The 25,734-nt window shown below is 56.5% G+C and carries 23 protein-coding genes and 1 tRNA gene; 10 read left to right on the top strand and 14 right to left on the bottom strand.

Annotation, left to right across the window (positions count from 1 at the left end):
* Positions 1 to 101: 101 nt before the first annotated feature.
* From folK to argB, 11 genes are all read right to left on the bottom strand, one after another.
* Positions 102 to 701 (bottom strand): 2-amino-4-hydroxy-6-hydroxymethyldihydropteridine diphosphokinase, encoded by a 600-nt coding sequence (gene folK / locus ACHZCX_RS12175; RefSeq protein WP_319587498.1) that lies wholly within the window; start codon positions 699 to 701, stop codon positions 102 to 104.
* A gap of 32 nt (positions 702 to 733) precedes the next feature.
* Positions 734 to 1,546: a 4-hydroxy-tetrahydrodipicolinate reductase gene (gene dapB, locus ACHZCX_RS12170; protein ID WP_319587497.1), complete on the bottom strand. Its 813-nt coding sequence runs from the start codon at positions 1,544 to 1,546 to the stop codon at positions 734 to 736.
* A 20-nt stretch (positions 1,547 to 1,566) separates the two neighbouring features.
* Positions 1,567 to 2,448 carry a 4-hydroxy-tetrahydrodipicolinate synthase gene (dapA, locus tag ACHZCX_RS12165; protein WP_319587496.1) on the bottom strand — a complete coding sequence of 294 codons (882 nt, stop codon included), beginning with the start codon at positions 2,446 to 2,448 and terminating at the stop codon, positions 1,567 to 1,569.
* A gap of 93 nt (positions 2,449 to 2,541) precedes the next feature.
* Entirely contained in the window at positions 2,542 to 3,396 is an 855-nt protein-coding gene (gene dapF / locus ACHZCX_RS12160) for a diaminopimelate epimerase (protein ID WP_319587495.1), read from the bottom strand.
* Positions 3,397 to 3,409: 13 nt separating this feature from the next.
* On the bottom strand, positions 3,410 to 4,468 hold the full coding sequence (locus tag ACHZCX_RS12155) for a hypothetical protein (protein WP_319587494.1): 1,059 nt from the start codon (positions 4,466 to 4,468) through the stop codon (positions 3,410 to 3,412).
* The gene (gene argH / locus ACHZCX_RS12150; protein WP_319587493.1) at positions 4,465 to 5,871 is read right to left on the bottom strand and encodes an argininosuccinate lyase; all 1,407 of its coding nucleotides are present in this window, start codon (positions 5,869 to 5,871) and stop codon (positions 4,465 to 4,467) included. Before argH ends, ACHZCX_RS12155 begins: the two co-directional genes overlap by 4 nt.
* Entirely contained in the window at positions 5,868 to 7,067 is a 1,200-nt protein-coding gene (locus ACHZCX_RS12145; protein ID WP_319587492.1) for an argininosuccinate synthase, read from the bottom strand. The genes argH and ACHZCX_RS12145 overlap by 4 nt, the downstream gene beginning before the upstream one ends.
* Positions 7,068 to 7,115: 48 nt before the next feature.
* Positions 7,116 to 8,042, bottom strand: a complete 927-nt coding sequence (argF, locus tag ACHZCX_RS12140) for an ornithine carbamoyltransferase (protein WP_319587491.1) — start codon at positions 8,040 to 8,042, stop codon at positions 7,116 to 7,118.
* A gap of 180 nt (positions 8,043 to 8,222) precedes the next feature.
* Positions 8,223 to 8,810 carry a manganese efflux pump MntP family protein gene (locus ACHZCX_RS12135; protein ID WP_319587490.1) on the bottom strand — a complete coding sequence of 196 codons (588 nt, stop codon included), beginning with the start codon at positions 8,808 to 8,810 and terminating at the stop codon, positions 8,223 to 8,225.
* A gap of 30 nt (positions 8,811 to 8,840) precedes the next feature.
* Positions 8,841 to 10,037: an aspartate aminotransferase family protein gene (locus ACHZCX_RS12130; RefSeq protein WP_319587489.1), complete on the bottom strand. Its 1,197-nt coding sequence runs from the start codon at positions 10,035 to 10,037 to the stop codon at positions 8,841 to 8,843.
* Positions 10,034 to 10,921: an acetylglutamate kinase gene (argB, locus tag ACHZCX_RS12125; RefSeq protein ID WP_319587488.1), complete on the bottom strand. Its 888-nt coding sequence runs from the start codon at positions 10,919 to 10,921 to the stop codon at positions 10,034 to 10,036. Before argB ends, ACHZCX_RS12130 begins: the two co-directional genes overlap by 4 nt.
* A gap of 245 nt (positions 10,922 to 11,166) precedes the next feature.
* Here argB and lptA point away from each other — a divergent pair, with 245 nt between their 5' ends.
* The 4 genes from lptA to ACHZCX_RS12105 are packed head-to-tail and all read left to right on the top strand — an operon-like array spanning position 11,167 to position 14,408.
* Positions 11,167 to 11,709, top strand: coding sequence for a lipopolysaccharide transport periplasmic protein LptA (gene lptA / locus ACHZCX_RS12120; RefSeq protein ID WP_319587487.1), 543 nt, complete (start codon positions 11,167 to 11,169; stop codon positions 11,707 to 11,709).
* A complete protein-coding gene (gene lptB / locus ACHZCX_RS12115; protein ID WP_319587486.1) occupies positions 11,706 to 12,437 on the top strand; it encodes an LPS export ABC transporter ATP-binding protein in 732 nt (243 codons plus the stop codon). Before lptA ends, lptB begins: the two co-directional genes overlap by 4 nt.
* Positions 12,438 to 12,490: 53 nt before the next feature.
* The gene (gene rpoN, locus ACHZCX_RS12110; RefSeq protein ID WP_319587485.1) at positions 12,491 to 13,942 is read left to right on the top strand and encodes an RNA polymerase factor sigma-54; all 1,452 of its coding nucleotides are present in this window, start codon (positions 12,491 to 12,493) and stop codon (positions 13,940 to 13,942) included.
* Positions 13,943 to 13,955: 13 nt separating this feature from the next.
* Positions 13,956 to 14,408 (top strand): PTS sugar transporter subunit IIA, encoded by a 453-nt coding sequence (locus ACHZCX_RS12105; protein WP_319587484.1) that lies wholly within the window; start codon positions 13,956 to 13,958, stop codon positions 14,406 to 14,408.
* Positions 14,409 to 14,446: 38 nt separating this feature from the next.
* On the opposite strand, the gene ACHZCX_RS12100 is transcribed toward ACHZCX_RS12105, so the two are convergent.
* Positions 14,447 to 15,793, bottom strand: a complete 1,347-nt coding sequence (locus ACHZCX_RS12100; RefSeq protein WP_319587483.1) for a class II 3-deoxy-7-phosphoheptulonate synthase — start codon at positions 15,791 to 15,793, stop codon at positions 14,447 to 14,449.
* A gap of 63 nt (positions 15,794 to 15,856) precedes the next feature.
* On the bottom strand, positions 15,857 to 16,519 hold the full coding sequence (locus tag ACHZCX_RS12095) for a type I restriction enzyme HsdR N-terminal domain-containing protein (protein WP_319587482.1): 663 nt from the start codon (positions 16,517 to 16,519) through the stop codon (positions 15,857 to 15,859).
* Positions 16,520 to 16,791: 272 nt separating this feature from the next.
* Between ACHZCX_RS12095 and ACHZCX_RS12090 the strand changes: the two genes are divergently transcribed.
* The gene (locus ACHZCX_RS12090) at positions 16,792 to 17,733 is read left to right on the top strand and encodes a 50S ribosomal protein L11 methyltransferase (protein WP_319587481.1); all 942 of its coding nucleotides are present in this window, start codon (positions 16,792 to 16,794) and stop codon (positions 17,731 to 17,733) included.
* Positions 17,734 to 17,970: 237 nt separating this feature from the next.
* Here the strand turns inward: ACHZCX_RS12090 and xopAW are convergent, their stop codons facing one another.
* A complete protein-coding gene (gene xopAW / locus ACHZCX_RS12085) occupies positions 17,971 to 18,957 on the bottom strand; it encodes a XopAW family type III secretion system calcium-binding effector (protein WP_319587480.1) in 987 nt (328 codons plus the stop codon).
* Between the two features lie 333 nt (positions 18,958 to 19,290).
* Here xopAW and ACHZCX_RS12080 point away from each other — a divergent pair, with 333 nt between their 5' ends.
* The 5 genes from ACHZCX_RS12080 to ACHZCX_RS12060 all read left to right on the top strand — a co-directional run bounded on the left by ACHZCX_RS12080 (position 19,291) and on the right by ACHZCX_RS12060 (position 25,705).
* Complete coding sequence (locus ACHZCX_RS12080) at positions 19,291 to 19,980, top strand: response regulator transcription factor (protein ID WP_319587479.1); 690 nt, start codon at positions 19,291 to 19,293, stop codon at positions 19,978 to 19,980.
* Between the two features lie 18 nt (positions 19,981 to 19,998).
* The gene (locus ACHZCX_RS12075; RefSeq protein ID WP_319587478.1) at positions 19,999 to 21,486 is read left to right on the top strand and encodes an ATP-binding protein; all 1,488 of its coding nucleotides are present in this window, start codon (positions 19,999 to 20,001) and stop codon (positions 21,484 to 21,486) included.
* A gap of 141 nt (positions 21,487 to 21,627) precedes the next feature.
* Positions 21,628 to 21,703: transfer RNA gene (locus tag ACHZCX_RS12070), tRNA-Asn, on the top strand.
* Positions 21,704 to 21,955: 252 nt separating this feature from the next.
* The gene (locus ACHZCX_RS12065; protein WP_319587477.1) at positions 21,956 to 23,359 is read left to right on the top strand and encodes a Fic family protein; all 1,404 of its coding nucleotides are present in this window, start codon (positions 21,956 to 21,958) and stop codon (positions 23,357 to 23,359) included.
* 129 nt (positions 23,360 to 23,488) lie between these two features.
* The gene (locus ACHZCX_RS12060; protein ID WP_319587476.1) at positions 23,489 to 25,705 is read left to right on the top strand and encodes an N-6 DNA methylase; all 2,217 of its coding nucleotides are present in this window, start codon (positions 23,489 to 23,491) and stop codon (positions 25,703 to 25,705) included.
* The last annotated feature ends 29 nt before the right edge of the window (positions 25,706 to 25,734 follow it).

Raw genomic sequence — 25,734 nt, 5'->3', positions numbered from 1 at the left:
CATCGTCGATTGCGAATTCTTATCCCTTCTCAGCATGTTGTCATTATATACGTGGCAAAACAAATGTCTAATTGATTGTTCCGAGCAAGTGCCTTTTTTTGTCACTTCTTCGGTGAAGCACCGGGAAGGCACTTATCCCAAGATAACTTCTCAACAATTTGATTCCCAACATTTTTTTTAAGATCAGCACAGAGTGCGCTCATCGTTTTCCTGCTGAGGGGATGGCTTCGATTGCCGGCTATTTCCGTCAAAGGTGCGAGGACAAAAAGCCGCCGTTCCATTCGCGGGTGCGGGATAATCAAATGATCGTCATGAAGGACAAGCTCATCGTAGAGGAGGATATCGAGGTCAAGGGTCCGATCCTGGCAACCGTGAACTTGTGGCAATCGAGTACGACCGTACCGCGCCTCGATTGCTTGCAACAGGTGCAGCAGAGAATAGGGCGTCAATCGTGTCCGGATAAGAGCAGCCGCATTGACAAACCAGTGAGCGCTTTCCATATCGATCGGCTGGCTACGGTAGGGAGAAGAAAGAGCCTGGGGAAAGATATCGGGGTGAGCCAGTAAATCCTGCCAAGCTGCTTGCAGAATTGCACAGGATTGCCCCAGATTGGACCCCAAGCCGATGGCGGCAACGTGGAAATCACCTTCGGAAAAGTAGCCGTTGCCTACCTGCCCGGCGTCACTGGCCTGGGGGCTCATCTCAACAAGGACGAGTCGAGGTATGCTGATCCCTAAAAAGAATTGAGCTCAAGAACATCGAACATGGTGTAGAGCCCATTGGGCTTGCCCGTAACCCAGGCAGCGGCAAGCGCCGCTCCACGGGCAAAATTATCGCGGCTGGTAGCCCGGTGAACGATCTCCAACCGTTCACCCGCCCCGGCAAAGTAGACAGTATGCTCACCAACGATATCGCCGCCGCGGATGGTCTGGATACCAATTTCCCGATCGGTCCGCTCACCGATAATACCGTTGCGCTCCATGACACCGACTTCGGCCAGATCCCGACCTAAGGCCGCTGCCGCCATCTGCCCGAGCTTCAGTGCCGTACCCGAGGGGGCATCTTTTTTCATCCGATGGTGGGCTTCGACAATCTCCACGTCATAGGCGTCGCCCAGAATGGCTGCCGTCTTTTCCACCAGCTTGAAGAGGACATTCACCCCGACCGCCATATTCGGCGATTGCACACACGGGAAATGCGCTTCAGCCAGCCCCTTCAAGGTTGCAAGTTCTTCCGCACTAAGCCCGGTGGTACCGATGACCATAGCCTTCCCGTGGCTAGCCGCCAGATGAGCAAACCGAACCGTGGCCGCATGGAAGGTGAAATCAATAATGACCTCACCTTTATCAATCACCGACTCAAGGCCTGTCGTGATGTGGATGCCGGTTTCGCCTAATCCGCTGATGGCACCCGCATCCTTGCCGATTGCCGGATTACCCTCTGCTTCAAAGGCTCCGCTCAACTGCAGCCCCGGATGGGCCTGGATCATGTGAATAATGCGCTGCCCCATGCGCCCTGCGGCTCCGGCAACAATAACCTTGGTCATGTATTCCTCCTGTTCAGCAATTACAGCAGGCCAAGCGCGGCCATATCTTTTTTCAGCCGCTCAAGGCTGGTCGCATCCATCTGGGTCATGGGCAGCCGCACTTCAGACGATGCTATCTTGCCCATTATTTCCAAACCCTTTTTGGCAGGAGCCGGGCTTGGGTAGCAGAACATGGCGCCCATGAGGGAAAACAACTCGTAGTGCAGGGCTTTGGCCTTGGCCACATCACAGAGCCGAGCAGCTTCGATCATGGCTGCTGTTTTTGCCGGCTCCAGGTTGGAGACCACTGAAATCACACCTTTACCGCCGATCAAGACTGTGGGCATGGCGGTGAAATCATCCCCGGACAGGACGATAAAGTCACTGGGGCAAAGTTGTATCACCTCGCTGACCTGACTGAGATTGCCGCTGGCTTCTTTTATGCCGATAACATTGGGCAACACCGCCAACCGGGCGACCGTCGCGGGCAGCATATTGGTTACCGTCCGGCCTGGCACATTATAGAGGACCACCGGAATATCAACGGCATCAAGGATAGATTTGAAATGCTGGAACAACCCTTCCTGGCTGGGCTTGTTGTAGTAGGGCACCACTGATAACACCGCATCGGCGCCGGAATCTTTCGCCGACTCGGTCAGCTCAATGGCCTCCAGAGTATTGTTGGCACCGGTTCCGGCTATGACCGGCACACGCCCTTTGACGGTTTTGACGGTTAACTCAATGACCCGCTTGTGCTCGTCAAAGCTCAAGGTGGCCGACTCGCCGGTGGTGCCGCAGGGGACAAGCCCATGAATGCCGCTGGCGATCTGAAATTCGATCAAGTCAACCAAGCCCTGTTCATCAATTCCACCGTTTCGCATGGGGGTGACCAGTGCGGTTATAGCGCCCTCAAATCGTTTCATTGTGTCCTCCTTTCCTCTGTTTCCCCTGATCAATAAGGGCTAAAACAAGACTATTGGGTTGCAGGCCGGTGGTAACAATCCATAGCCACGCCATTACTCGATGAGCGCCTCGGCCGTCAGTTCACCCTTGCAGATGAGATGGGCCGGGCCATTGAGCAGCACCTGATCGATATCTTTTCCGAGCGCGCCGGAGAATTGCACCTTCAGGGCAATCCCTCCCGAGGTCGTCATCTCCACTGGCGAAGCGGCCAATCCTTTGGCGGCGGCAATCAACGCTCCGGCGACCACCCCGGTACCGCAGGCCATTGTTTCGTCTTCAACACCACGTTCATAGGTACGTATCCGGAAGCCGCTCTCCGTTCGCCCGATAAAATTCACATTGGTTCCCGCCGGGGCAAAGGCGGAATGATGCCGGATTTGCCTACCCAGACCGACGACATCAATCGAATCAATGTCATCAACAAAAATGACCGCATGGGGCACTCCAGTGTCCACACTGTGCACCAGAAACATCTGCCCCGCAACTTCAACTTGCCGATCGTAGCGGAACGAATGGGGCGAGGTCATCCGGATGGTTGCCTGGGTGTCGGCTACCGTGGCGTCGATGATGCCTGCCAGGGTTTCAAATCGCATCCGGGCTGCCGCAATCCCCTGCATATAGGCAAATCGGGCCACACAGCGCGCTCCGTTGCCGCACATCTCCGCTTCGGACCCATCAGCGTTGAAAAACCGCCACTTGAAGTCCGCCCGTTCCGAGGGTTCGATCAAAAACAAGCCATCCGCCCCCACCGAAAATTTGCGCCGGCAGACGAGCCGGGCGAATTCGGCCATCTGTTCCTTGGGGATAAGGGGTTTACGATGATCGATGATAATAAAATCATTGCCGGCCCCGCTCATTTTCCAGAACGGAATCGGTAAAGGAATGCTGCCCAGAACAGAATGAGACATGCTTCCTCCGTGATCAATTATCGATTCGAATTTCGGGAGACCGTGTACTTTCGTTGGCCGGACTCCGGGCATCAATGCTGGATACCGAGTAAAAAAGAAGCTGTTTCGGCGCGTTCGCGTCAACGAACATGTTGTAGGGCAGGTTGATCTCACCGATAAAAACGGCCTTCCCCTCGCCTTCACTCCGACGATAGACCCGGTAGCCAGCCAGGTCACCGGCCTCGACATGGCCCCAGTAAATCTTGACTCCGACTTCGGTCCTGATACCTTCCACTCCCTTGGGAACCGGCGGAGCGGTCCGGTCCAGCGGATTGGCCTGGACGGCTACACTCATGCCACTCCCGACCTCGCCTTGGCTATAGGTGCTGATGGCCTGCACCTTATACGAATAGGATTTGCCGTTTTCCGCAGTAGAATCGATAAAAACGGAAGCGGCTAGGGGTTCACCCATTTTGGCAAAGGCCTCGCCATCGTTACTGCGGTAGAGTTGATAGTGTACCGGCACGGTGACCGGAGAAGCGTCGCGAAGCTGACGGACCGCCTGCCACCGTATCGTATTCTCGCCATCACCAGCCGTGGCGGTCAACCCATCGGGCGTCTGCGGCGGGGTTTGCCAGAAAAAGGAAACCTCATTGGAGTCCTGAGACTCGTTCCACCAGCCTGTTTTGCTGCGGACCTTAAAAAAATAGAGATTCCCCGGCCGTAATTCCTTGATGTCATACGTCGCGGTTCTTCCACCTCCCGGGGCCATGGCCCCACCAGGAACAGCGATCGGTGCATCGTAGGGCACCGGGCAGGTCTTGCAATAGGAGTTCACTGGCACCTCGGCGCGATACAGCGCAAACCCATCGATCTCCTCGACATCGCCGCCGGTGACCGTTTCTCTGGGATACGTCCAGGAGAGCGTTACCCCCTTTTCATCCAACTCGGCCTGGAGATCAAGCACCGCCTTGGGTACAACATGCTGAGGCGGGACCGGCTTGTCCTTGAATCCGCAACCGCCAAAGGGCAGCAGAACGAGAACTGCCAGAGCAAGGGATGTTCGCCTCAGCCGGTCACCGTATCTGATCATGTCGATATCCCCAAAGAGTGCTCCACCGTGTTCAGGGCTTCCTCTACCCTGATTCGACTTGTTCCCCCAGCAGAAACCCGGCTGTTCACCGATCCGTCGACGGAAAGAACTTCGAAAATATCCGCGCCGATCAACTCAGAAAACTCCCGGAGTTCGGCTAGAGTCAGGTTGGTCAACTCACAATCCCGCTGCTGGCAGTGGGCAACAATTCGACCGACCACCCCATGTGCCTGTCGGAAGGGCATATTGCGGCGTACCAGGTAATCGGCCAGGTCGGTGGCGGTCATGAAGCCGCCGATGGTCGCAGCCCGCAGCCGTTCGACATTAAACTCAGTGTTATCGAGAAGTTCGGCGGTGATCGACAAACTGGCCTTGACGGTGTCCAGGGCATCGAACACCTGTTCTTTATCCTCCTGCAGATCTCGGTTGTAGGTCAACGGCAACCCCTTGACCGTCATCAGCAGGGCTATCAGCGCCCCGGTAACCCGACCGGTCTTGCCGCGAATCAACTCCGGGATATCAGGATTCTTCTTCTGCGGCATGATCGAGGAGCCGGTGCAGTAGCGATCCCCGATGCGAATAAAATCAAACTCTTTGGTCGACCAGAGCACCAATTCTTCGGCCAATCGGCTAAGATGCAACTGGATCAGATTGAGGCAGAAGAGCAGTTCCAGGGCAAAATCACGATCGCCGGTGGTATCCATCGAATTGGCGGTGATGGAGGCAAAGCCCAGTTCCTCAGCCACGGACTGACGGTCAATCGGCAAGCCGGTCCCGGCCATGGCCGCTGCGCCCAAGGGCATAATATTGATCCGCTGCCGGCACCCGGCCAAACGGTCGCGATCCCGCTGGAACATCTCGACATAGGCCAGGAGATGGTGGGAAACCAGCACCGGCTGAGCCCGCTGGAGATGGGTATAACCGGGCATGACCGCACCCAGATATTTCCTTGCACGGCGGGCAAAAGCCTTCTGCGTTTCGCCGAGCAGCACATCTAGGGTGTCAGCCTCGTCGCGCAGGTAAAGGCGAAAATCCAGATTGACCTGGTCGTTACGGCTACGGGCAGTGTGCAATTTGGCCCCGGCCGCACCGATCCGGTCGGTCAAGGCTTTTTCGATATTCATGTGAATATCTTCCAACTCGGGCTTAAAGACAAACTCGCCCCGGTCGATCTCTGCTTCGATCTCGCTCAGCCCTTGGATAATGGCCTCGCTCTCCTCGGTGGTGATCAACCCTTGCCGGGCCAGCATGCGGGCGTGGGCTTTGGAGCCCATGACGTCGTGACGGTACAGCCTGGCGTCGTACTGAATCGAGGCGCTGAAGGCCTCCACCGAGGCGGCTGTGGTCTCGGCGAAACGGCCGCCCCACATTTTGCCGGAGACTTGTTTGGTTTCCACGCTCATTTCATCCGCTGGTGGGCCTGAATCCGCAGGCGCAGGGCATTAAGCCGGATGAATCCGGTGGCGTCAGCCTGATTGTAGACCTCGTCCTCCTCAAAGGTAGCAAAGGACTCGGAATAGAGCGAGTTGACCGATTTCCGGCCCACAGGAATGCAGTTTCCTTTGTACAATTTGAGGCGGACCGTACCGTTGACCGTGGTCTGGGCGTCATCCATGGTCCGCTGCAAAAGTTGCATCTCCGGCGAAAACCAAAAACCGTTGTAAATGAGCTGCGAGTAGCGCGGCACCAGGCTATCGCGGATACCGAGAACCTCCCGGTCCAGGGTAATGGTCTCCAGGTCGCGGTGGGCGGCTCGCAGAATAGTGCCGCCGGGGGTCTCGTAGACGCCTCGGGACTTCATGCCGACGAAACGGTTCTCGACCATATCGAGCCGGCCGATACCGTTCTCCCCGCCCAGGCTATTGAGCCGGGTCATAAGGGCAACCGGTCCAAGCCGCTCACCGTCGACCGCCACCGGCGTGCCCTGTTCGAAATCGATCTCGACATAGGTCGGCTTGTCCGGTGCTTTTTCCGGTGCCACCGTTAATTTAAACATATCCTCATCCGGCTCGTTCCAGGGATCCTCGAGGAGGCCGCCTTCAAAGCTGATATGGAGCAGATTCTCATCCGAGCTGTAGGGATTTTTTTTGGTGACCGGCACCGGGATATTATGCTCTTGGGCAAAGGCGACCAGCTTCTGACGCGAATTCAAATCCCAGATCCGCCAAGGGGCGATGATGGTCAGCTTGGGATTGAGCGCCAGGTAGGTCAATTCAAACCGGACCTGGTCGTTGCCCTTACCGGTGGCGCCATGACTGACCGAATCGGCTCCCTCCTCGGCGGCGATTCGCACCTGTTCCTTGGCGATCAACGGCCGGGCCAGGGAGGTTCCCAGCAGGTAGGAGCCCTCATAAATGGCATTGGCGCGAAAAGCCGGGAAAATATAATCACGAACAAATTCCTCACGCAGGTCGGACACGATCACCTTTTCCGCGCCGGTGGCCAGACCTTTGGCCCGCACTGCGGCCCAGTCTTCTTTCTGGCCGATGTCGGCAGAATAGGCGAGGACCGAGCAGCCGTATTCATTGGCCAGCCATTTTAAAATAACCGAGGTATCCAACCCGCCAGAATAGGCGAGGACAATTTTTTTTACACTCATAATCCTGCTCTGCCAGATCTCGAGGAGAGACCTGATGATGGTTGATGATTATTCCGCATCCTTGCGGAGGATGAAGGATTCCAGGATCGCCGCATGGATATGCATCTTGTTTTCCGCCTGCTCGAAGACCACACTCTGCGGCCCTTCGAGAACATCTTCGGTAATTTCCTCGCCGCGATGGGCAGGCAGGCAGTGAAGGACGATGGCCTTTTTGCTGGCCTTGGCCAGCAGGGCCGCATTCAACTGATAGGCTTGAAACAGCCCCAGACGCTGCTCCTGCTCGGCCTCCTGTCCCATGGAGGCCCAGACGTCGACATTGACTACATCGGCTCCACGGATCGCCTCGGCGGGATCGCGCAGGACGACAATCGGATGCGGGCTGCGAACGCGGGCCTTCTCCAGGATCGCCTCGTTGGGACTGAAGCCGGCGGGGCAGGCGAGAGTCAGAGGAAAGCCGAAGACCGAGGCTGCCTCGACCCAGGAATTAGCCATGTTGTTGCCGTCGCCGATCCAGACGGTCTTCAAGGATTCCAACGCCTCCTTTTCTTCGATCACCGTCATCAGGTCGCTGAGCACCTGACAAGGATGGTGCAGATCGGTCAGGGCATTGATCACCGGTACGGTGGCATACCGGGCCAGTTCTTCCACCACGTCCTGGCCAAAGGTGCGGACCACGATGGCATCGACGTAGCGCGACAGAACCCGGGCCGTATCTTTCAGAGGCTCGCCCCGGCCCAGTTGCGATTCCTTGGCAGACATGAAAATAACCTGACCGCCCAAGCCGTACATGCCAGCTTCAAAGGAGACCCGGGTACGGGTCGATGGTTTTTCAAACAACAGACAGATTTTGCGGCCAGCGAGCTGCTGGTGGTGAACGCCCCGCTTGTTCTCCGCCTTCAGAATAAGCGCTCGATCGATCAAGGAGCGCAGCTCGTCCTTGGTGAAATCTCCCAGTGCCAACAGGTGGTTCTTCATAACGCCATCCTTTGTAATTCGGGAACGACTCGGCAGCTTGGCCTCTCAAGCATGGAGGCGCCCAGCCTTACCGATATCTCTCCGGGTAAAAATGTATCTGATACAAAAAAACAGGTCGTTTGCAAAGTGATTTCACAAGAGAGGGCCTGATTCCGGAAGTTTAGAGACGATGGGGGTGAGCTAGAGGATTCCAGCAACCGCCTTGTCGAAGAAAAGAGCCGAGAGAAGAATTTTCAAGCCAATGGCGATCAGGATAGCGCCGCCGGCCACTTCAACCCGTTTTCCCCAGCGCTTGCCGGCACGGGTTCCGAGGAACAGTCCGATGACGGTAAAACAGCAGGCCACCAGGCCGATGACCAGTGACGGCACCCAGATAACCACATCGAGCATGGCCAGGGTCAATCCCACGGCCAAAGCGTCGATGCTGGTGGCCACCGAGAGCGCCACCATGGTCAGTCCCCGGCTCGGATCGTTGGCTCGTTCAACGCCCTCCTCGGCAGACAGGGCTTCGCGGACCATGCGGCCACCAATGTAGAGCAAGAGAAAAAAGGCGATCCAATGACTCCAGGCCGCAACAAAAGATTGCACAGTCAGGCCGGCCAGCCAGCCGATCACCGGCATCATCGCTTGGAAGAGACCGAAATGAAAGGCAAGGCGGAAACAGGGCCGAAAGGTCAAAGGGTGCAGAATAGCACCGGCAGCCAGGGCCACGGCAAAAGCATCCATGGCCAGGGCCACGGCGACCGCAATGAGGGAAAGAGTATCCATGCGTAGGGATTATTGAGCAATGCGGCAGGCTCAAGCCAGCCGGTCAAGCACCAGGCAGAGCTTCTCGACCAGCAGATCGATTTCGCCAGGGCTGACGATCAACGGTGGTACAAAGCGCAAAACCTTGCTGCCGGCAAAATTGATCAGCGCCCCCTCCTCGAACATCCGCTGGACTATATCCATCCCCTGCTCGACCCCCTTTTCGGTCAACACCAGACCGAGAAGGAGCCCCCGACCCCGCACTCCGGTGGCCAGGTGGGGATAACGCGCGACCACCCCCTGCAGCTTACTCACAAAATACCGGCTCTTTTCCCTCACTGATTCAAGAAAACCGTCGGCCAGCATGATCCTGAGAACCTCGACTGCAGCAGCGGCGGCCACCGGATTACCACCGAAAGTGGAGGCATGGCTGCCCACGATCAGCGAGGCGGCAATTTTTTCGGTAGTCAGCATGGCGCCGATCGGCAGGCCATTCCCCAGGGCCTTAGCTAGGGTCATGATATCCGGGGTCACGCCCAGCTGCTCATGGGCAAACAAGGTACCGGTCCGGCCCAGACCGGTCTGGACCTCATCAAATATCAACAGCAGACCATGCCGATCACAGATCTGCCGGATCGCTCGCAGATACTCGGGTTCCAGCGGTCGAACACCACTTTCACCCTGCAGCGGCTCACAGAGGATGGCGCAGGTTTGCGGGGTGATCAAGTGTTCAATCGTCTGCGGATCACCAAACTCGGCGTGGACAAAACCTTGGGGCAGGGGCTCGAAACCCTGATGAAACCGAGTCTGACCGGTGGCGGCGACGGTGGCCAGGGTCCGGCCGTGGAAGGAACCGGCCAGCGAAATGATCTCGTATTTTCCCCCATCGCTGTGGATCCGGGCCAGCTTAATGGCCGCCTCATTGGCCTCGGCCCCGCTGTTGGCCATGAACACCCGGTCGGCAAAGCTATGGGCAGTCAGCAGTTCGGCCAACTCAATCTGCGGCGGAGTATGAAAAAGATTGGAGACATGGACCAGCGAACCAGCCTGACGGCAGATCGCCTCGGTGATCCGCGGGTGACAATGGCCCAGCGAGCAGACCGCGATGCCGGCAAGAAAATCGAGGTACTCCTTGCCGTCCGCATCCCAAAGCCTGCACCCGCTCCCCCGGACCATTGCCGCCGGAAACCGGCTATACGTACCGATAAACACCTTGTCTCCCCTGCTCGCCCATTCTGCGTTGCTCATGCCACCAACTCCGTACCGATGCCTTTTTTGGTAAAAATTTCGAGTAAAATTGCATGTTCCTGCCGGCCATCGATGATGTGCGCCTTAGCTACGCCGCCATCCAGGGCTGACTTGCAGCAGTTGACCTTGGGAATCATGCCGCCCTTGATCACCCCGGCCGCAATCAGGTCGTCGATCTGATCGCGATAGATGGTGGAGATCAGCTCACCGTTGCTGTTTTTCACCCCTTCAACATCGGTGAGCAGCATCAGCTTGACCGCGTTCAGCTCAGCAGCAATAGCTCCGGCCACCAGATCAGCGTTAATGTTAAAGGCTCTGCCGTCCTCACCCACCCCCACCGGGGCGATAACCGGAATAAAATCCTGGCGGTCCAGCACGGTCAGGATCTCCGGGTTGATCCGGGTCACTTCGCCGACCCGGCCGATGTCGATCAACTCCGGCGGTCGATCCTCGCCGGTCGGCTTGCCCTGAATGGTCAGCTTCCGGGCCTGGACCAGATCACCATCCCGGCCGGAAAGGCCAACCGCCTTGCCGCCGCAGTGGTTGATCAGGCCGACGATCTCCTTGTTGACCTTACCCACCAGGACCATCTCAACCACGTCCATGGTCTCGCCGTCGGTGACCCGCATCCCCTGGACATAACTGGGGGTGATCTGCATCTTCTCGAGAAAGCGGTTAATCTGCGGCCCGCCGCCGTGAACGATCACCGGATTGATGCCAATGTATTTCATCAGGATAACGTCGAGGGCGAAGCTGCGCTTGAGCGTCTCATCGACCATGGCATGGCCGCCGTACTTGATCACCACAGTCTTTTCACGAAATTCACGGATGTACGGCAGCGATTCGACCAGCACCTTGGCCTTGGCGAGTTCCTCACGTATCATTTTCTTTTCCTGTTTGCTTGCAGTCTCAAGACCTTGGGGTCTGATTAAAATGTCGGGCAAATATTCTACTCCCGCTTCAACTCCATGTAAACCTTTCTATTTCTCCTTCGGGGAAAAGGCCGGCCTTCTTATGGCCTAAACCCTTTACATTTTCCGGACAACCCAGTAGTATGGATCTGTTCTTGCAAAAAACAATCCCAAAACAATGTTATCGCATTTTTTCATGAATTTCTGAGGATATACCTATGGGGCGCCTCCTTGTCACTGTCCAAATTATCCTGCGACTGACCGTGTTGGCCCTGCTGGCCGGTACATCGCCTTGTCTTGCTGCGGAAGAAGCCTCTCAGCCGATCAGCATTGAAGCCAACCGAATGGTTTCGCAGGAAAACGAGAACTCAGTCCTCTTTCTCGGCAAGGTAGACGCCCGCCAGGGAAACCTCACCATCCTCTCCGAAGAAATGACCGTTTTCTATACCGAGAAAAAGGGGGCAAAAGAGAACGGCAAGGAGAGTCAACCCACCAGTCAGGTGGAAAAACTGATCTGCAAAAATAACGTCAAGATCACTCAGGGCGACTGGCTGGGCACCGGTGACCGGATGGATTACTTTGCCAAGGAACGCAAGGTCGTGCTCAGCGGCAACGCCAAGGGATGGCAAGGACAGAACATGGTTGCCGGCAAAACCATCATCTATTACCTCGATGAGAAACGCTCCGTGGTTGAACCGGATGCCAGCACCAACAGTAGGGTCAAGGCGGTTATCCACCCGGATTCCAAGAAAAAACCATGAACGGAGCCGCTGTTCTCGAAACCCGGGGCCTGGTGAAGGAGTATCGCGACCGGCGGGTGGTCGATCAGGTCAGCCTGCATGTGAACAGTTCCTCCGTGGTCGGGCTGCTTGGCCCCAACGGCGCCGGCAAGACCACCACCTTTTATTCAATCGTCGGCTTCATTCGCCCGACCAGCGGTGCTATTCTCCTGGGCGGGGAAGACATCACCGCCCTGCCCATCCACAAGCGCGCCTCCCGCGGCATCACCTATCTGGCGCAGGAGCCTTCGGTTTTCAAGAAGCTGACTGTGGAGGAGAATATCCGCATCGTCCTCGAGCCCCTGGGCCTCCCGCGCAACGAGATCAACGACCGGATCGGGGAATTGATGGCGGAACTCAAACTAGAGCACCTGGCCGGCAACAAGGGGCATGCCCTTTCCGGCGGCGAGCGGCGGCGGGTCGAAATCATGCGGGCCCTGGCCACCAAGCCGCGATTCATCCTGCTGGACGAGCCCTTTGCCGGGGTTGATCCTCTTTCGGTGGCCGATCTGCAGACAATTATCCGCGACCTGAAACACAAGGGCCTGGGGATCCTGATCTCCGACCACAATGTCCGGGAAACCTTGCAGGTCTGCGATTTCGCCTATATTATGAACAACGGTCAGGTCTTGACCAGCGGTGGGGCCAACGACATCATTCAAAGCGCGGTGGCCCGGAAAATGTATCTCGGCGATAACTTTCACATGTAAACAACATTCGGCAACCGCAAACCAAACACAACCCGCACGGAAATCGACACACCATGGCCCTGGAACTTAGACAAAGCCTCAAGCTTGCACAGAAATTGGTGATGACGCCGCAATTGCGCCAGGCCATCAAACTGCTGCAACTCGGCCGACTTGAGCTTACCGAGGCCCTGCAGGCAGAAATAGAGCAGAATCCCATGCTGGAGGAGGCTCCAAGCCTGCTCGAACCGCCCACCAATCCCGATGCCCTCAGCGCAGAAGAAAACACCTACCAGGCCGAGGCACCGATTACCGACCGCGTCAAGGGTGACGATCCAGCCACTGTGGCCGAAGTCAATTGGGAGGATTACTCGAACAACTTCGACTCCGACCTCTCCTTTTCCCACGAAACACCCCCAGCCGACGCCCCGTCTCAGTTTGACTTCATCTCCGCCACACCAGGTCTGGCCTCCTATCTCCAATGGCAATTGGCCCATCTCGAACTGAGCGAACAAGACATCGAGCTGACCCGGTTTATTGTCTGTAACCTGGACGGACACGGGTTTCTCGAGGCCACCATTGAGGATATTTGCGCCTACGGCCACTGCACCGAGGAAGAAGCCGAAGGTGTACTCCGTCTGGTGCAGACCCTTGATCCTCCAGGTGTTGCAGCCCGTGACATCCGCGAATCGCTCCTGCTGCAACTGGACCGCCTGGACTATTACGACGCTCTCCCCTACCAGATCGTCGAGCAGCATATGCAGCTGCTTGAATCACGAAATTATGCGCAAATAGCACGGGAAACCGGCGCGCCGCTTAAAAAAATAAACGAAGCGGTGGCCATCATCCAGGATCTTATCCCGTATCCCGGCAACGAATTCAGCAACGAACAGACCAACTATGTGGTCCCGGATGTCTATGTCTACAAAATCGACGGGGAATTCGTTATTCAGCTCAACAACGAAGGCCTGCCGCAGTTGCAGCTTTCCAGCGAGTATCAACAACTGTTGAAACAGAAAAACGCCCTGAACCCGGAGTCGCGCGGCTACCTGCGTGAGAACAAGAGAAACGCCGAGTGGTTCATCAAGTCAATCGAACAGCGGCAGCGCACCATATTTCGGGTGATGGAGAGCCTGCTCAAGTTTCAACGGGCTTTTTTCGAATCCGGATCGGGGGCGATGAGGCCTCTGATCCTGCGGGATGTAGCTGAGGATATCGGCATGCACGAGTCGACCGTCAGCCGGGTGACCTCCAACAAATATGTGCACTGCCCCCAGGGGATCTACGAACTGAAATATTTTTTCAGCACAGCGGTGACCAACTCGGAAGGCGACACGGTGGCGGCAGAGGCGATCAAGACCCGAATCCGGCAGCTGGTGCACAACGAAAACTCGATGAAGCCGCTGAGCGACAACAAAATCTCCGAATTGCTGGCCAAAGAGAATATCACCGTTGCCCGGAGAACCGTCGCAAAATACCGGGAACAACTCAAAATACTCCCGGTCAAACACCGGCGGCAAACCCATTAGGCACCGGCGGCCCATGCCTCAGTTAAAAAAAGACGCGATTATTTTGGAAATGAAGGCCGCCACCAAGGAAGGGGCCCTGCGCGAATTGGCGGCTCTGGCCGCAACCCTGTGCGGCCGTTTCACCGAAGAGACGCTCTACAATGTGCTGCTGGAACGTGAGGCCGTGGGCTCGACCGGAGTCGGCAACGGGGTGGCTATTCCCCATGGCAAGATCGAAGGCCTCGACGAGATTCTGCTCTGTTTGGCCCGCAGCCGGGCGGGCATCAACTTCGACGCTATCGACAAACGACCGGCCCACCTCTTTGTCCTCCTGCTCTCTCCAGCCGGCAAGGCGGGAGAATATCTGCAAACCCTGGCCAGGGTCAGCAAGATTTTGAAAGAGGGCCATAACCGCCAACGGCTGCTCGACTGTGCCACCCAGGAAGAGATCGTCACCCTCTTTGCCGCCATCCCCGGCGCGGCCTGAGTTTCAGACCACGCCACCCCTTCATTTTTTCCGCTACCTCAGCTCCGGATCATCTCCGCAATCTGAAAGGCCATTTCCAGCGACTGCTCGGCGTTGAGCCGTGGGTCACAGGTGGTCAGATAGCGCAGACCCAACTGGGCATCTGAGAGCTGGCGAGCACCACCAATGCACTCGGTGACGTCATCACCGGTCAATTCGAAATGGACCCCGCCGGGGACCGTTCCCTCCACCCAGTTCAACTCGAAAAAGCACCGCAACTCCGAGAGAATGTTCTCAAAATCACGGGTTTTGTGCCCCGATTCGGACTTGAAGGTGTTGGCGTGCATCGGATCGCAGGTCCAAAGCACATGGTAACCGGATTTCTTGATCGCCCGCAGCAGCGGCGGCAGATGTTTATCAATCGCCTTGAAGCCGAACCGGGTGATCAGGGTCATGCGGCCGGGCTCGTTCTCCGGATTCAACCGCTCGATAATCCGGAGAATATCATCAATCTGGTAGTTGGGTCCCACCTTCATTCCGAGGGGATTACGCACGCCCCGGAGAAATTCGATGTGGGCGCCATCAATCTGACGGGTTCGATCACCAATCCACAGCATGTGGGCGGAACAGTCGTACCAGCCGCCGGCGATGGAATCCTCCCGGGTTAGCGCCTCTTCGTAACCCAGGAACAACGCCTCGTGGGAGGTGAAGAACTGCGCTTCTTTCAACTGGGGAATATCGGTTGAGATGCCGATGGTCTCCATGAATTTGAGGGCGCTGCTGATCTGTTTGGCCATGCGCTCATAGGAGCGGCCCATGGGCGACTGCTTGACGAATTCCTGGTTCCAGGCCTGGACACGGTGCAGAGAGCCGAAGCCGCCCCGAGTGAAGGCACGCAGCAAATTCATGGTCGCCGCCGACAGATGATACCCCTTGAGCATACGTTCCGGATCGGGGATACGGGCCTCCAGGATCGGGTCGGCGGAATTGGCCATGTCACCGCGGTAACTGGGGATTTTCAGGCCATCAATCGTTTCCATGTCGCTGGAGCGCGGTTTGGCATACTGACCGGCAATCCGGCCGACCTTGACCACCGGTTTGTTACCGGCATAGGTGAGGACAACCGCCATTTGCAGCAAAACCTTGAGGGTTTCACGAATGTTGGGCGCTGTGCAGCGGGAAAATTCCTCGGAGCAATCGCCGCCCTGGAGGAGAAAGGCCTCGCCTTTGACCGCTTTGGCCAGCATGGCCTTCAGGTCCCGGATCTCTCCGGCAAACACCAGCGGCGGCAGCAGGGACAAGGTCGCAATGATTTCATCGTAGCGTCCCTTGTCCGGCCATTTGGGTTGCTGCAGGGCGTTGAAGTTGTGCCAGCTTGTTTTACTCCAGTTGCGGGTATTTTCCATGGTCGTCGTGTCGGGTAGGGGTTATCGAAAGTCGTCTGAGTGTTCCGTAAACGGCAACAGCGATCAGGTTTGTTGTTCGTTGGCGTCTTTGAGGCAGGTGCTGCCAAAACAGCAGACCTCCTGGTCAAAGACATTGAGAATACGCAGGGCTTGATCCCGTTTTCCCGGATCGGCAAACGGCTCAAAAACATATTCCTGCACCAGGGTTTCCGCCTGCAGCCGGTCGGGAATGCAGGCCATACCGGTGGCCAGGACCTTGCCCCGCGCCGTTTCCAGCAATTCCGCATCCCGGCCATTGGTGACAACAGCCAAAGGGATACGATACTCGGGCTCCAGGATTCGTGCGGCCGCAATTGCTGCCTTTTCCCTGGTCACCAGCGATCCCGGGCCGTAGCGGAGGATGAATAACCGCCGGCCATTGACTCGGGCGGTGAGTTCGATCAGCGTCTGCACCCGGTTGTTATTAAAGCAGGAGTTGATGGTTAACCGGGGTTCCAGCTCGTCTTTGCCGTAACCGAGCTGCTCCACCAATAGCCGGGCCAGTTGCTGCCGAATGCGCTCGTCATCCGTGTCAGGCAGGACTTCGCCGGTGAGATAATCCTGCAATTCACCGTAGACGATATGGTGTCCCGAAGTATCGATCATGGACATTCCCGAAAGGAAAGAGACGGACCAACGGAAGTGGGACAACGATGCCAGGCAAACCGGCCGGAGCTGTTTCGGCATCCTCCTCCCTTTCCGCCGCAGCTCAATAATAGACAAAGGTGTAAAGAACGGTAACGGGTTAAGTAATCGTGGAATGCTCTTTTTGTCAATCCTCAATTTGACAAACCTGGGGGACCTGAGCGCGCCGGACAGGGTTCCGACCGGAACCCCTTCCGAGGAAAGGCTGGCTCCGTCCCCGAAATCGGGGTATGTTGGTGTACTTTATCCCGGTCAAATGAAGGTGACGACCTCGACCGGACCTTTCCTTTTCAAGTTTTTTTTCCGGAAGAACGATGACGACTGTCCATGACCCCGCCCCCACCGACCGGCAATGGCTGAAGATTACCCTGCTCTGCCCCCTGCCCCTGCTGGAGTCGGCCGCCGACCTCATGGGCGTGCTCAGCGGCTCCGGAGTGGAACAAAGCCCGGAGAACGAATCCGGCTCCTTGATCAGCGGCTTTTTTCAACTGGGGACGGCAACCGGCGATTCCCATCGTCCGGGGGAAAGCGCCGAGGTTATCCTGGCGCGGGTCAACCAACAAATGACCGAACTGTTCGCCCTGTATGGATGCGTCCCGGAAAAACCGGTGGTCACCTTGCTGGCCGACCAGGATTGGGCCACCAGTTGGCAGCAGTATTTCAAGCCCTTTGAGATTGTCCCCGGCCTGGTGATCAAACCTTCCTGGGAGGCCTACCAGCCCGAACCCGGCCAGCATGTGATCGAAATGGATCCGGGCATGGCCTTCGGCACCGGTCAGCATGCTTCAACCCGGATGGCTTTGGCCCTGATTAAAAAAAGCATGCAGGGAACGACAGCCGAGCTGGCGCTCGACGTGGGCACCGGTACCGGCATTCTTGCCATGGCCGCCGCCCTCTTCGGGGCCAAACGGGTCATTGCCATTGACAACGATCCGGATGCGGTGAGGGTGGCGCAGGAGAATATAGAAAAGAATGGTTTAGCAGGGAAAATCGAGACCAGCGCCACGCCCGTTGAACGAATCCAGGGGGCTTTTCAATTGGTTTCCGCCAACATTGTCCACGATGTCCTGGTGGAGATGGCCGGAACCTTGGCCAGGCTGACTTCCCCCGGAGGCCATCTAGTCCTGGCCGGAATTCTCAGCGGCGAGCAGGAAGAAAATATCGTCGGGGTGTATCTCGGCCTGGGTTTGCAACCGCTGGACCGACTCTATCAGGAAGAATGGGTGGCACTGCAGTTCTTCAAGGGGAAAGATTGAGCCACTCCCAGCGACGACCAGGAAGTGGCTCACCACGCTTCGCCAAAATTTTTTATTAAGGCGAGCCTTTCGCAAAATGAAAAGATTGTTTGTTTCAACCCGATTGCCTGAAACAGAGCGAAACTTTTTTTCTTGTCATTTCGAGCGGTAGCGAGAAATCTCGTCTCTTTGAGAAACGAGATTTCTCCCGTTGGTCGATGACACAGCATGCGGACGTTCATTTTGCAAGCAAGAAGCTCAGGCGATATTACTTAAGGAACTAGAGTTGCTGTCCAGCATTGAGAAGAGGTCACCACTCGCCTGCCCATCCATGCCCAGCGTCGCCATTTTTAGATAATTATCAATAGCTTTGGCTAAGACCGAGTCGATTCCTCCCGATGCGGAGGCCAGATTTTCCGAATTGGATGTTGGTCCTTGCGGACGATTGGCTTCCATGGCGGCAACCGCCTCGTCCGTGCTGAACGAACCATCGCCGTCTTCGTCATAGGTGCTGATGAAATCTTCGGCATCCAGCGAAGAACCGGTGGCGTTGTTGATGATTTGCACCAGACCTGCCGCTTCCTCCGCGCTGATCACCCCATCGCCATTTTCATCGGCGGCACTGACCATGTTGGATTCGTCAGACCCCCGCATTCCTCCCGTCCCGCCAGGAGGGGGCGGTGGCCCTTGCGGACGGTTCGCTTCCATGGCGGCCACAGCCTCATCGGTACTGAAGCTGCCATCGCTATTTTCATCATTCTCGCTGATGAAGTCCGCGGCAGTCAGCGAAGAACCGGTGGCATTGTTGATGATGCTCACCAGCCCCTCTGCCTCCTCCTCGCTGATCACCCCATCGCCATTTTCATCGGCGGCGCTGACCATGTCCGACTCATCCGGTCCTCCGCCCATCATGCCGCCCGGCGGCGGGCCTTGCGGACGATTGGCTTCCAGAGAGGCAAGAGTCTCTTCCTCACTCAACGTCCCATCGCCGTCAGAATCATAGGTAGCGAGAAATTCGGAAAGATCAACAGAGACTCCCGTGGCCTCGCTGATTTTTTCGGCCAAGCTCTGCACCTCCGTCGAATCAAGGCTGCCGCTGCTATCTGCGTCCATCGTGCTGAACATCTTGGAGAAATCGGGTTTTTTTCCAGTTGCCTGCTGCGTTTCACCGGACGACGCACGGGTCCGCATGTTGGCCAGCTGGTTGATGTACGAACTGCTGGAACTGATACTGCTGATCGTCACGATACACCTCCTCAAAATGGTGGCCTGCGCCCTTTCCCCTGATGGCCTCCTGCTCAAATGGGGTAAGAATGCAAACGTGAGAGAACCCTTCGCGCCTCGGTGTCACCTCTTGTTTCGTCTTGATCAAAGAAGCGGTCGCGGGTGATTGGGCAGAGTGCCTGCTCGACAGATCCTGCCCCTGATAAGAGTATCGGTATATCAACGGGTTTTGACTGTTAATTCTCTGATAAATTATGTTAATTTTTGTAAATTGCCTTACCGGAAACTAACAGGAGGCTTTATGGTGGACTGGCAAAGACTCTTTCAAACCACAACGCGAGCAGCGCCCCAACGATGCAAATCCTGATTATTGACGATGACACCGAACTGTGCGACCTGCTGACCGAATACCTTGAACAAGAAGACTTTACCGTTTCGGCCTGCCATACGGCGCAAGAGGGACTGACCGCAGCTCTCTCTGGTAATTATGCCTTTCTGATCCTCGACGTCATGCTCCCCGGTTACAACGGGATTGACCTGTTGCGGCAGATCCGCCAATCTTCGGCGGTGCCGGTCCTGATGCTGACCGCCCGAGGTGATGAGGTCGACCGGATTGTCGGTCTGGAAATGGGAGCCGACGATTATCTGCCCAAGCCCTTTAACCCGCGCGAACTGGTTGCCCGGATCCGGGCTATCCAGCGCCGGGGCGAGAGCGGATTCGCGACCTGGCGGACCGCTCCGGGCAAGCTGACAGCCGACGACATTCTCCTCGACCTGGGCACGCGGACGGTCTTCCGGAACAATGCGGAAATCCCGTTGACCGCCATGGAATTTACCCTGCTCCATGCCCTGATCAAGCAGATCGGCGCGGTGGTGAAACGGGATGACCTGGCGCAGGAGGTGCTCGGTCGCAAACTGGAGATGTTTGATCGCAGCATCGATGTCCATATCAGCAGTCTGCGCAAAAAACTCGGCCACAACGTCAACGGGATTGAGCGGATCAAAACCGTCCGCAGCGTCGGTTACATGTACATCTGCACCTGAACCTGCCCACAGCCCCTTATGCGCAGCATTTTTTTTCGCCTCCTCCTCACCTTTTCCCTGATCATCCTTCTCGCCGGATTGATCAGCAGCCTGATCATGCTCTCTTTTTCACGGCGCTCGGTCGATTCCTTCCGCCGCGATTTTATGCAGCAACTGCAGAGCAGCATCGCCCGCTCGGTGGTGTTGATGGGGCAGTCTGCCTATGTGATCCACCAGTATTGCGGCGAACCGGCCTTTGCCGCGTATGTGAAGGAGATTCAATCCTCGGTGCGAACCCGGTTGTATCTCAGCATTGGCAACACGATTGTCCCCGAGGAACCGGCGTTGGATCCGGCCATCGTTCACTTGGCTGCCAGTGCGGCAGAAGGCAGCCCGCCTATAATCCAGGACGACGGCCGGGAACTGCTGGTGATTCAACGCCTCACTACCCCGGAAGGACAGCCCTACACCGTCATTGGCCTGCACCGGCTGGGACCACCTCCTGGGATGGAAAAACCGCCGCCGCGCGAGGGACCAGGACAAGGCTTTCCGCCGCCACCGAATCAGGAGGGTTTTTTCACCCCTTTTGGACGCGTGCAGGAATTGCGCTTGCTGGTTTTCCTTCCGGTCGCCGGGGTGATCTGTTATCTCCTGGCCAGATCGTTTAGCGCGCCCCTGGCCCGGTTGCGCAGGATCAGCCGGCAAATTGCCGCCGGCGACCTCTCAGCCCGAGCGGGAACAAGTCTGGGGAAACCGGGCAATGAAATCGGCGATCTGGCCCGTGATTTCGACCACATGGCCGAACGGATGGAGGGCCTGGTCAACGGCCAGAAACGGCTCCTGCTCGACATCTCCCACGAACTGCGCTCCCCCTTAACCCGATTGAACCTGGCCCTGGAACTGGCCAAAAAGCGTTTCCCCGAAGAGGACGGCAACCTCGCGAGGATCGCCCGCGAATCCGAACGGTTGAACGTCCTCATCGGCCAGTTGCTGGCCCTGACCCGAAGTGAAGCTCTTGCCATCGATGCGGATTCGTCACCGGTGCACCTGGCCGATCTGCTGCTGGAGATTGCCGAGGATGTCAATTTTGAGAACCAGCACAGGGGCAAGGGCGTGACCATCCTGGAACTCGAAGCGATGGTGGTGGCAGGCTCACGGGAACTGCTCCGGCAGGCGATTGAGAATATCGTCCGCAACGGTGCCTATTACACCCGCCCCGAGAGCCGGGTGGAGATCAGCCTTTCTTCGCGCAAAAACGAGGGGGGAGAACGGTTGGCGGTGATCCGGATCCGGGATCATGGGCCGGGGGTACCTGAAGATAAATTACCCCACCTCACCGAACCGTTTTACCGGGTGGCTGAGGCCAGAGAGCGCAACAGCGGCGGCACCGGCCTGGGCCTGGCAATCGCTGGCCAGGCAGTGCTTCAGCACGGCGGCACCCTCCTGTTTGCCAATGCTCCGGACCGGGACGGCCTGATCGTCGATATCCTGCTGCCGATCAGGGAAGAGTCTGCGGCAACCGGCTGAAACAATGCCGACAGCTCAGTCAACTGCAGCAGCCAAGGCACAACTTTTTCTTGACGGCCCGGAGACTCTATGCTAATTAGCCAATCTCTAAATGGACGTGAATTCTTCTTGAAGTCACCACCATTTTTTTATGAGCACCATTCCTCGGTAGCTCAGTTGGTAGAGCAGGCGGCTGTTAACCGCCTTGTCGGGGGTTCGAGTCCCTCCCGGGGAGCCACATAGCAACGGGTTAGACAAATTCTGTCTAACCCGTTTTTGTTTTCCCCTCCTTTTTTCCATCCCTGTTTTTCCCCTTCCACTTCGAACTACAGTCAACCTGCCGTAGCTATCAGCTCATCATTCGATACATCGCGACAGCTCTCTCCACAGGGTTCGTGACGGTTCACGACAAAATGACTTGCGGTTAGCGACGATTTGCGACATTGTCTGTGTCGCGATTCTTCGTTACTATCAACAGTGAGACCTGGACATGACTGTTACATTGCTGTCGCCCCAACAAGAAGAGATCCTTGCTCTCCTGGCCCGACACCCAGAGGGGCTTAACAGTGAGAGCATTCGTAATGGCCTGAAGAACCCTCCGCACCTGCGTACAATACAGCGCTGGTTGGCCGAGCTGGCAGCAAAGCGGCTTATTGCTGCTGTCGGCAAAGGCAAAGCGACGATGTACCGGCTGCTCGCGCCACTTGATATCCATGCGGCAGCGCCCGAAGCGAAAGCCCTAGGCGCGGAGGAAGTCTACGAAACCTACATTCCGCTCTCCGAAGAAGGCCGCGAGATATTCTCCCACGTTCGCCGTCCCCGGGGAGGACGAACCCCTGTCGGTTATGAGCGAGCATTTCTTGATGCCTATATCCCCAATACAACATGGTATCTCAGTGAGGTAACTCGCAAACACCTGCATCGCATCGGTGAAACCGGCGGGTTCGAAAGACCTGCCGGGACCTATGGCCGGGCCATTCTGGGCAGGCTGCTGATCGACCTTTCCTGGGCTTCCAGCCGCCTGGAAGGGAACACCTACTCCCGCATCGACACGCAAAACCTGATCGAGTTCGGCCAATATGCGGAGGGGAAGGATGCTCAGGAAGCCCAGATGATCCTCAATCACAAGACTGCCATCGAGCTGTTGCTGGATGAAGCGGAATCCGTCGGCTTTGATCCGCACACCTTCCTCAGCCTGCACGGTTTGTTGTCAGAAAACCTGATGCCCGACCCGGACGCCAGCGGGCGCCTGCGTTCCCGGCCTGTCCAGATCGGCGGTTCTGTTTTTGTGCCACTTGCGGTGCCACAGCTCGTCGAAGAGTGTTTTCACGACATACTCGGAAAAGCTTCTGCAATCGAAGATCCCTTTGAACAGGCATTTTTTATCCTGGTGCATATTCCCTACCTGCAACCGTTCGAGGACGTCAACAAGCGGGTTTCCCGGCTCGGGGCCAACATCCCGCTGATCGGGCACAACCTCGCCCCGTTGACCTTTATCGATGTTCCCGTCCGGGCCTACATCGACGCCATGCTGGGCGTGTACGAGATGAACCGGTTCGAACTGCTCCGCGACCTGTTTGTCTGGGCTTATGAACGCTCCGCCAGAGAATATATCCTGGTCCGCAAGAGCCCGGCAGAACCCGACCCGCTTCGGCTGCGCTATCGCCTACAATTGCATGAACTGGTGGCCGATATCGTCCGCAACAAACGGCCGAAGATTCTTCAGACCATTGAACAGTTTGCAAAAAAACACATCGGCGAGCAGAATCGCTCCGCCTTTGTCGAAATGGTTCAGGATGAAATCAAACGGTTGCATCCGGGAATCATTGCTCGCTATCGTCTGCGTCCTGCGGAATTTGCCGCATGGCTGGAGGCGAGAAAACTGGAGTGCTAATCAAGCCCGTCGGAACCCCAGAAAGGAACTCTTCGGTGAAAACGTCAGTGGAACTCATCGAAGCAATGCACTAAAACAGCAACATTAATCTCGCAGACCAAATCAGCTTTACATGCATAGGGAATTTTCATGACCATCTCACTGGCCGAATTACTCAAAGACAGCGCCTACAAGCTGACGCAGTTCAAAAAAACACAAATTCAGGCATTAGAGTCGAGCATCACGATCAAGGAGACGGAGAAGAAATCCGCTCCCTACGTTTCTTGCCTGGTGCGGGGCAAACCGATCAAACTCACTCCCGAGGAAGCGGTTCGCCAGTTGTATATCATGGTGCTCAAGGACGATCTGGGCTATCCGGTCAGTCGCCTTTCGCTTGAATACGATGTCACCCGTGGCCGCGAAAAAAAGCGGGTGGATATCTGTGTGTTTGATAAGGACAAAACAACAACTCCTTACATCCTGGTGGAGTTAAAAAAGCCCAAACTCAAAGACGGCAAGGAACAGCTCAAGAGTTATTGCAATTTCAGCGGCGCACCGATGGGCGTCTGGAGCAACGGCGACAGTATTTCGTTCTATCACCGCAAAGATCCGAACTACTTTGAAGACATCCCGGCCATCCCTTCAGCCCGAGAAAAACTCTCCGATATCCTGACCGCCCGCTGGACCATTGACGACCTGGTGAAGATGGACAAGCTGGTCAATCAGAAGAAATCACTGAAAGACCTGATTCTGGAGATGGAGGACGAGGTTCTGGCCAACGCCGGGGTGGACGTGTTCGAGGAGCTGTTCAAACTGGTCTTTACCAAGCTGTACGACGAGATGGAGAGCGGCCGCGACAAGAAGCGGCACCTCGTGTTCAAAAACTATGGCGACACCGAAACCGAGCTCAAAGCCAAAATCCAGCAACTGTTCGACAAGGCGCGCGGCAAGTGGGAAGGGGTCTTTCCCGACGGCGCCAGGATTGACCTCACCCCCAGCCACTTGGCCGTCTGCGTCTCCTCGCTGGAAGGGGTGAAGCTGTTCAACTCCAACCTGGACGTGGTGGACGAGGCGTTCGAGTACTTGATCAACAAAAGCAGCAAGGGCGAGAAAGGGCAGTATTTCACCCCGCGCTATGTGATCGATATGTGCGTCAAGATGCTCAACCCGCAAGAGCATGAAACCATGATCGACACCGCCGCCGGCAGTTGCGGTTTTCCGGTGCATACCATTTTCCATGTTTGGGAACAGATCATGAAAGACGAGGGGTTGAGCAAAAGCCACCTCTTCACCACCGAGAAGAAGCCCGCCCGTTGCGAAACCTACGTGCAGGACAAAGTGTTTGCCATCGACTTTGACGAAAAGGCGGTGCGCGTCGGCCGCACCCTGAACCTGATCGCCGGGGACGGCCAGACCAACGTGCTGCACCTCAACACCCTGGATTACGAACGCTGGAATGAAAAGACCAAAGATGAGGACTGGACGGATATTTACGGCGCAGGGTGGAAGAAGCTGCGCAAACTGCGTGCGAGCAAGGAGCAAAACCGCGATTTCTCGTTTGACATCCTCATGGCCAACCCTCCCTTTGCAGGCGACATCAAGGAAACCCGCATCCTCGCCAAATATGAACTGGCCCGGACCGTCAGCCTGGACAAGATCAGCAAAATTAATGAAAACGACCCCAGCATTGAAGATGTGACCCAGCGGACCCCGACCTTCCCGGAGTTTCTGCGGGTCAGCCATGAAACCATTTACAAAATGGCCGACGGCACTTTCCGCAAGGTAAAGGTCAAAGATCAGAACAATGTCGGCCGTGACATCCTATTTATCGAACGCAACCTGAGCTTCATCAAGCCGGGCGGGCGCATGGCGATTGTTCTGCCGCAAGGGCGCTTCAACAATTCCAGTGATAAAAATATCCGCGAATATCTGGCTGATCAGTGCCGCATTCTGGCGGTGGTGGGTCTGCATGGCAACGTGTTCAAACCGCACACCGGCACCAAGACCAGCGTCTTGTTCTTGCAGAAGTGGGACGACCAGCTCTGCCCCAGAAAGGACGATTACCCGATCTTTTTCGCTACCATGCAGGAGCCGAGCAAGGACAACAGCGGCGACAAGATCTATCTGAAACGGAAAGATGTGCCGGCAGTGACTGATGTGGCACCTGCTGTTGGTGAACTCAGCACCGCCGAAGCAATCGACCGCTACGAAGTGACGCCCAAAGACCTCAATGAATTTGTACTGGATGCCCACGAACACCTGATCGTCAAGCACGACTTGTTCAACCATGACGGCCTGACCCAGGACGGCATCGCCGAGGCGTTCATCGAGTTCGCAAAAAAGGAGAACTTAAGTTTTTTTCTCTAAGCCCTTTCAATGAGGCCCGGTATCGGGCG

It is taken from the genome of uncultured Desulfobulbus sp. (assembly GCF_963662935.2).
Taxonomy (GTDB): Bacteria; Desulfobacterota; Desulfobulbia; order Desulfobulbales; family Desulfobulbaceae; genus Desulfobulbus.
This window is presented reverse-complemented; position numbering and strand designations above follow the sequence as displayed.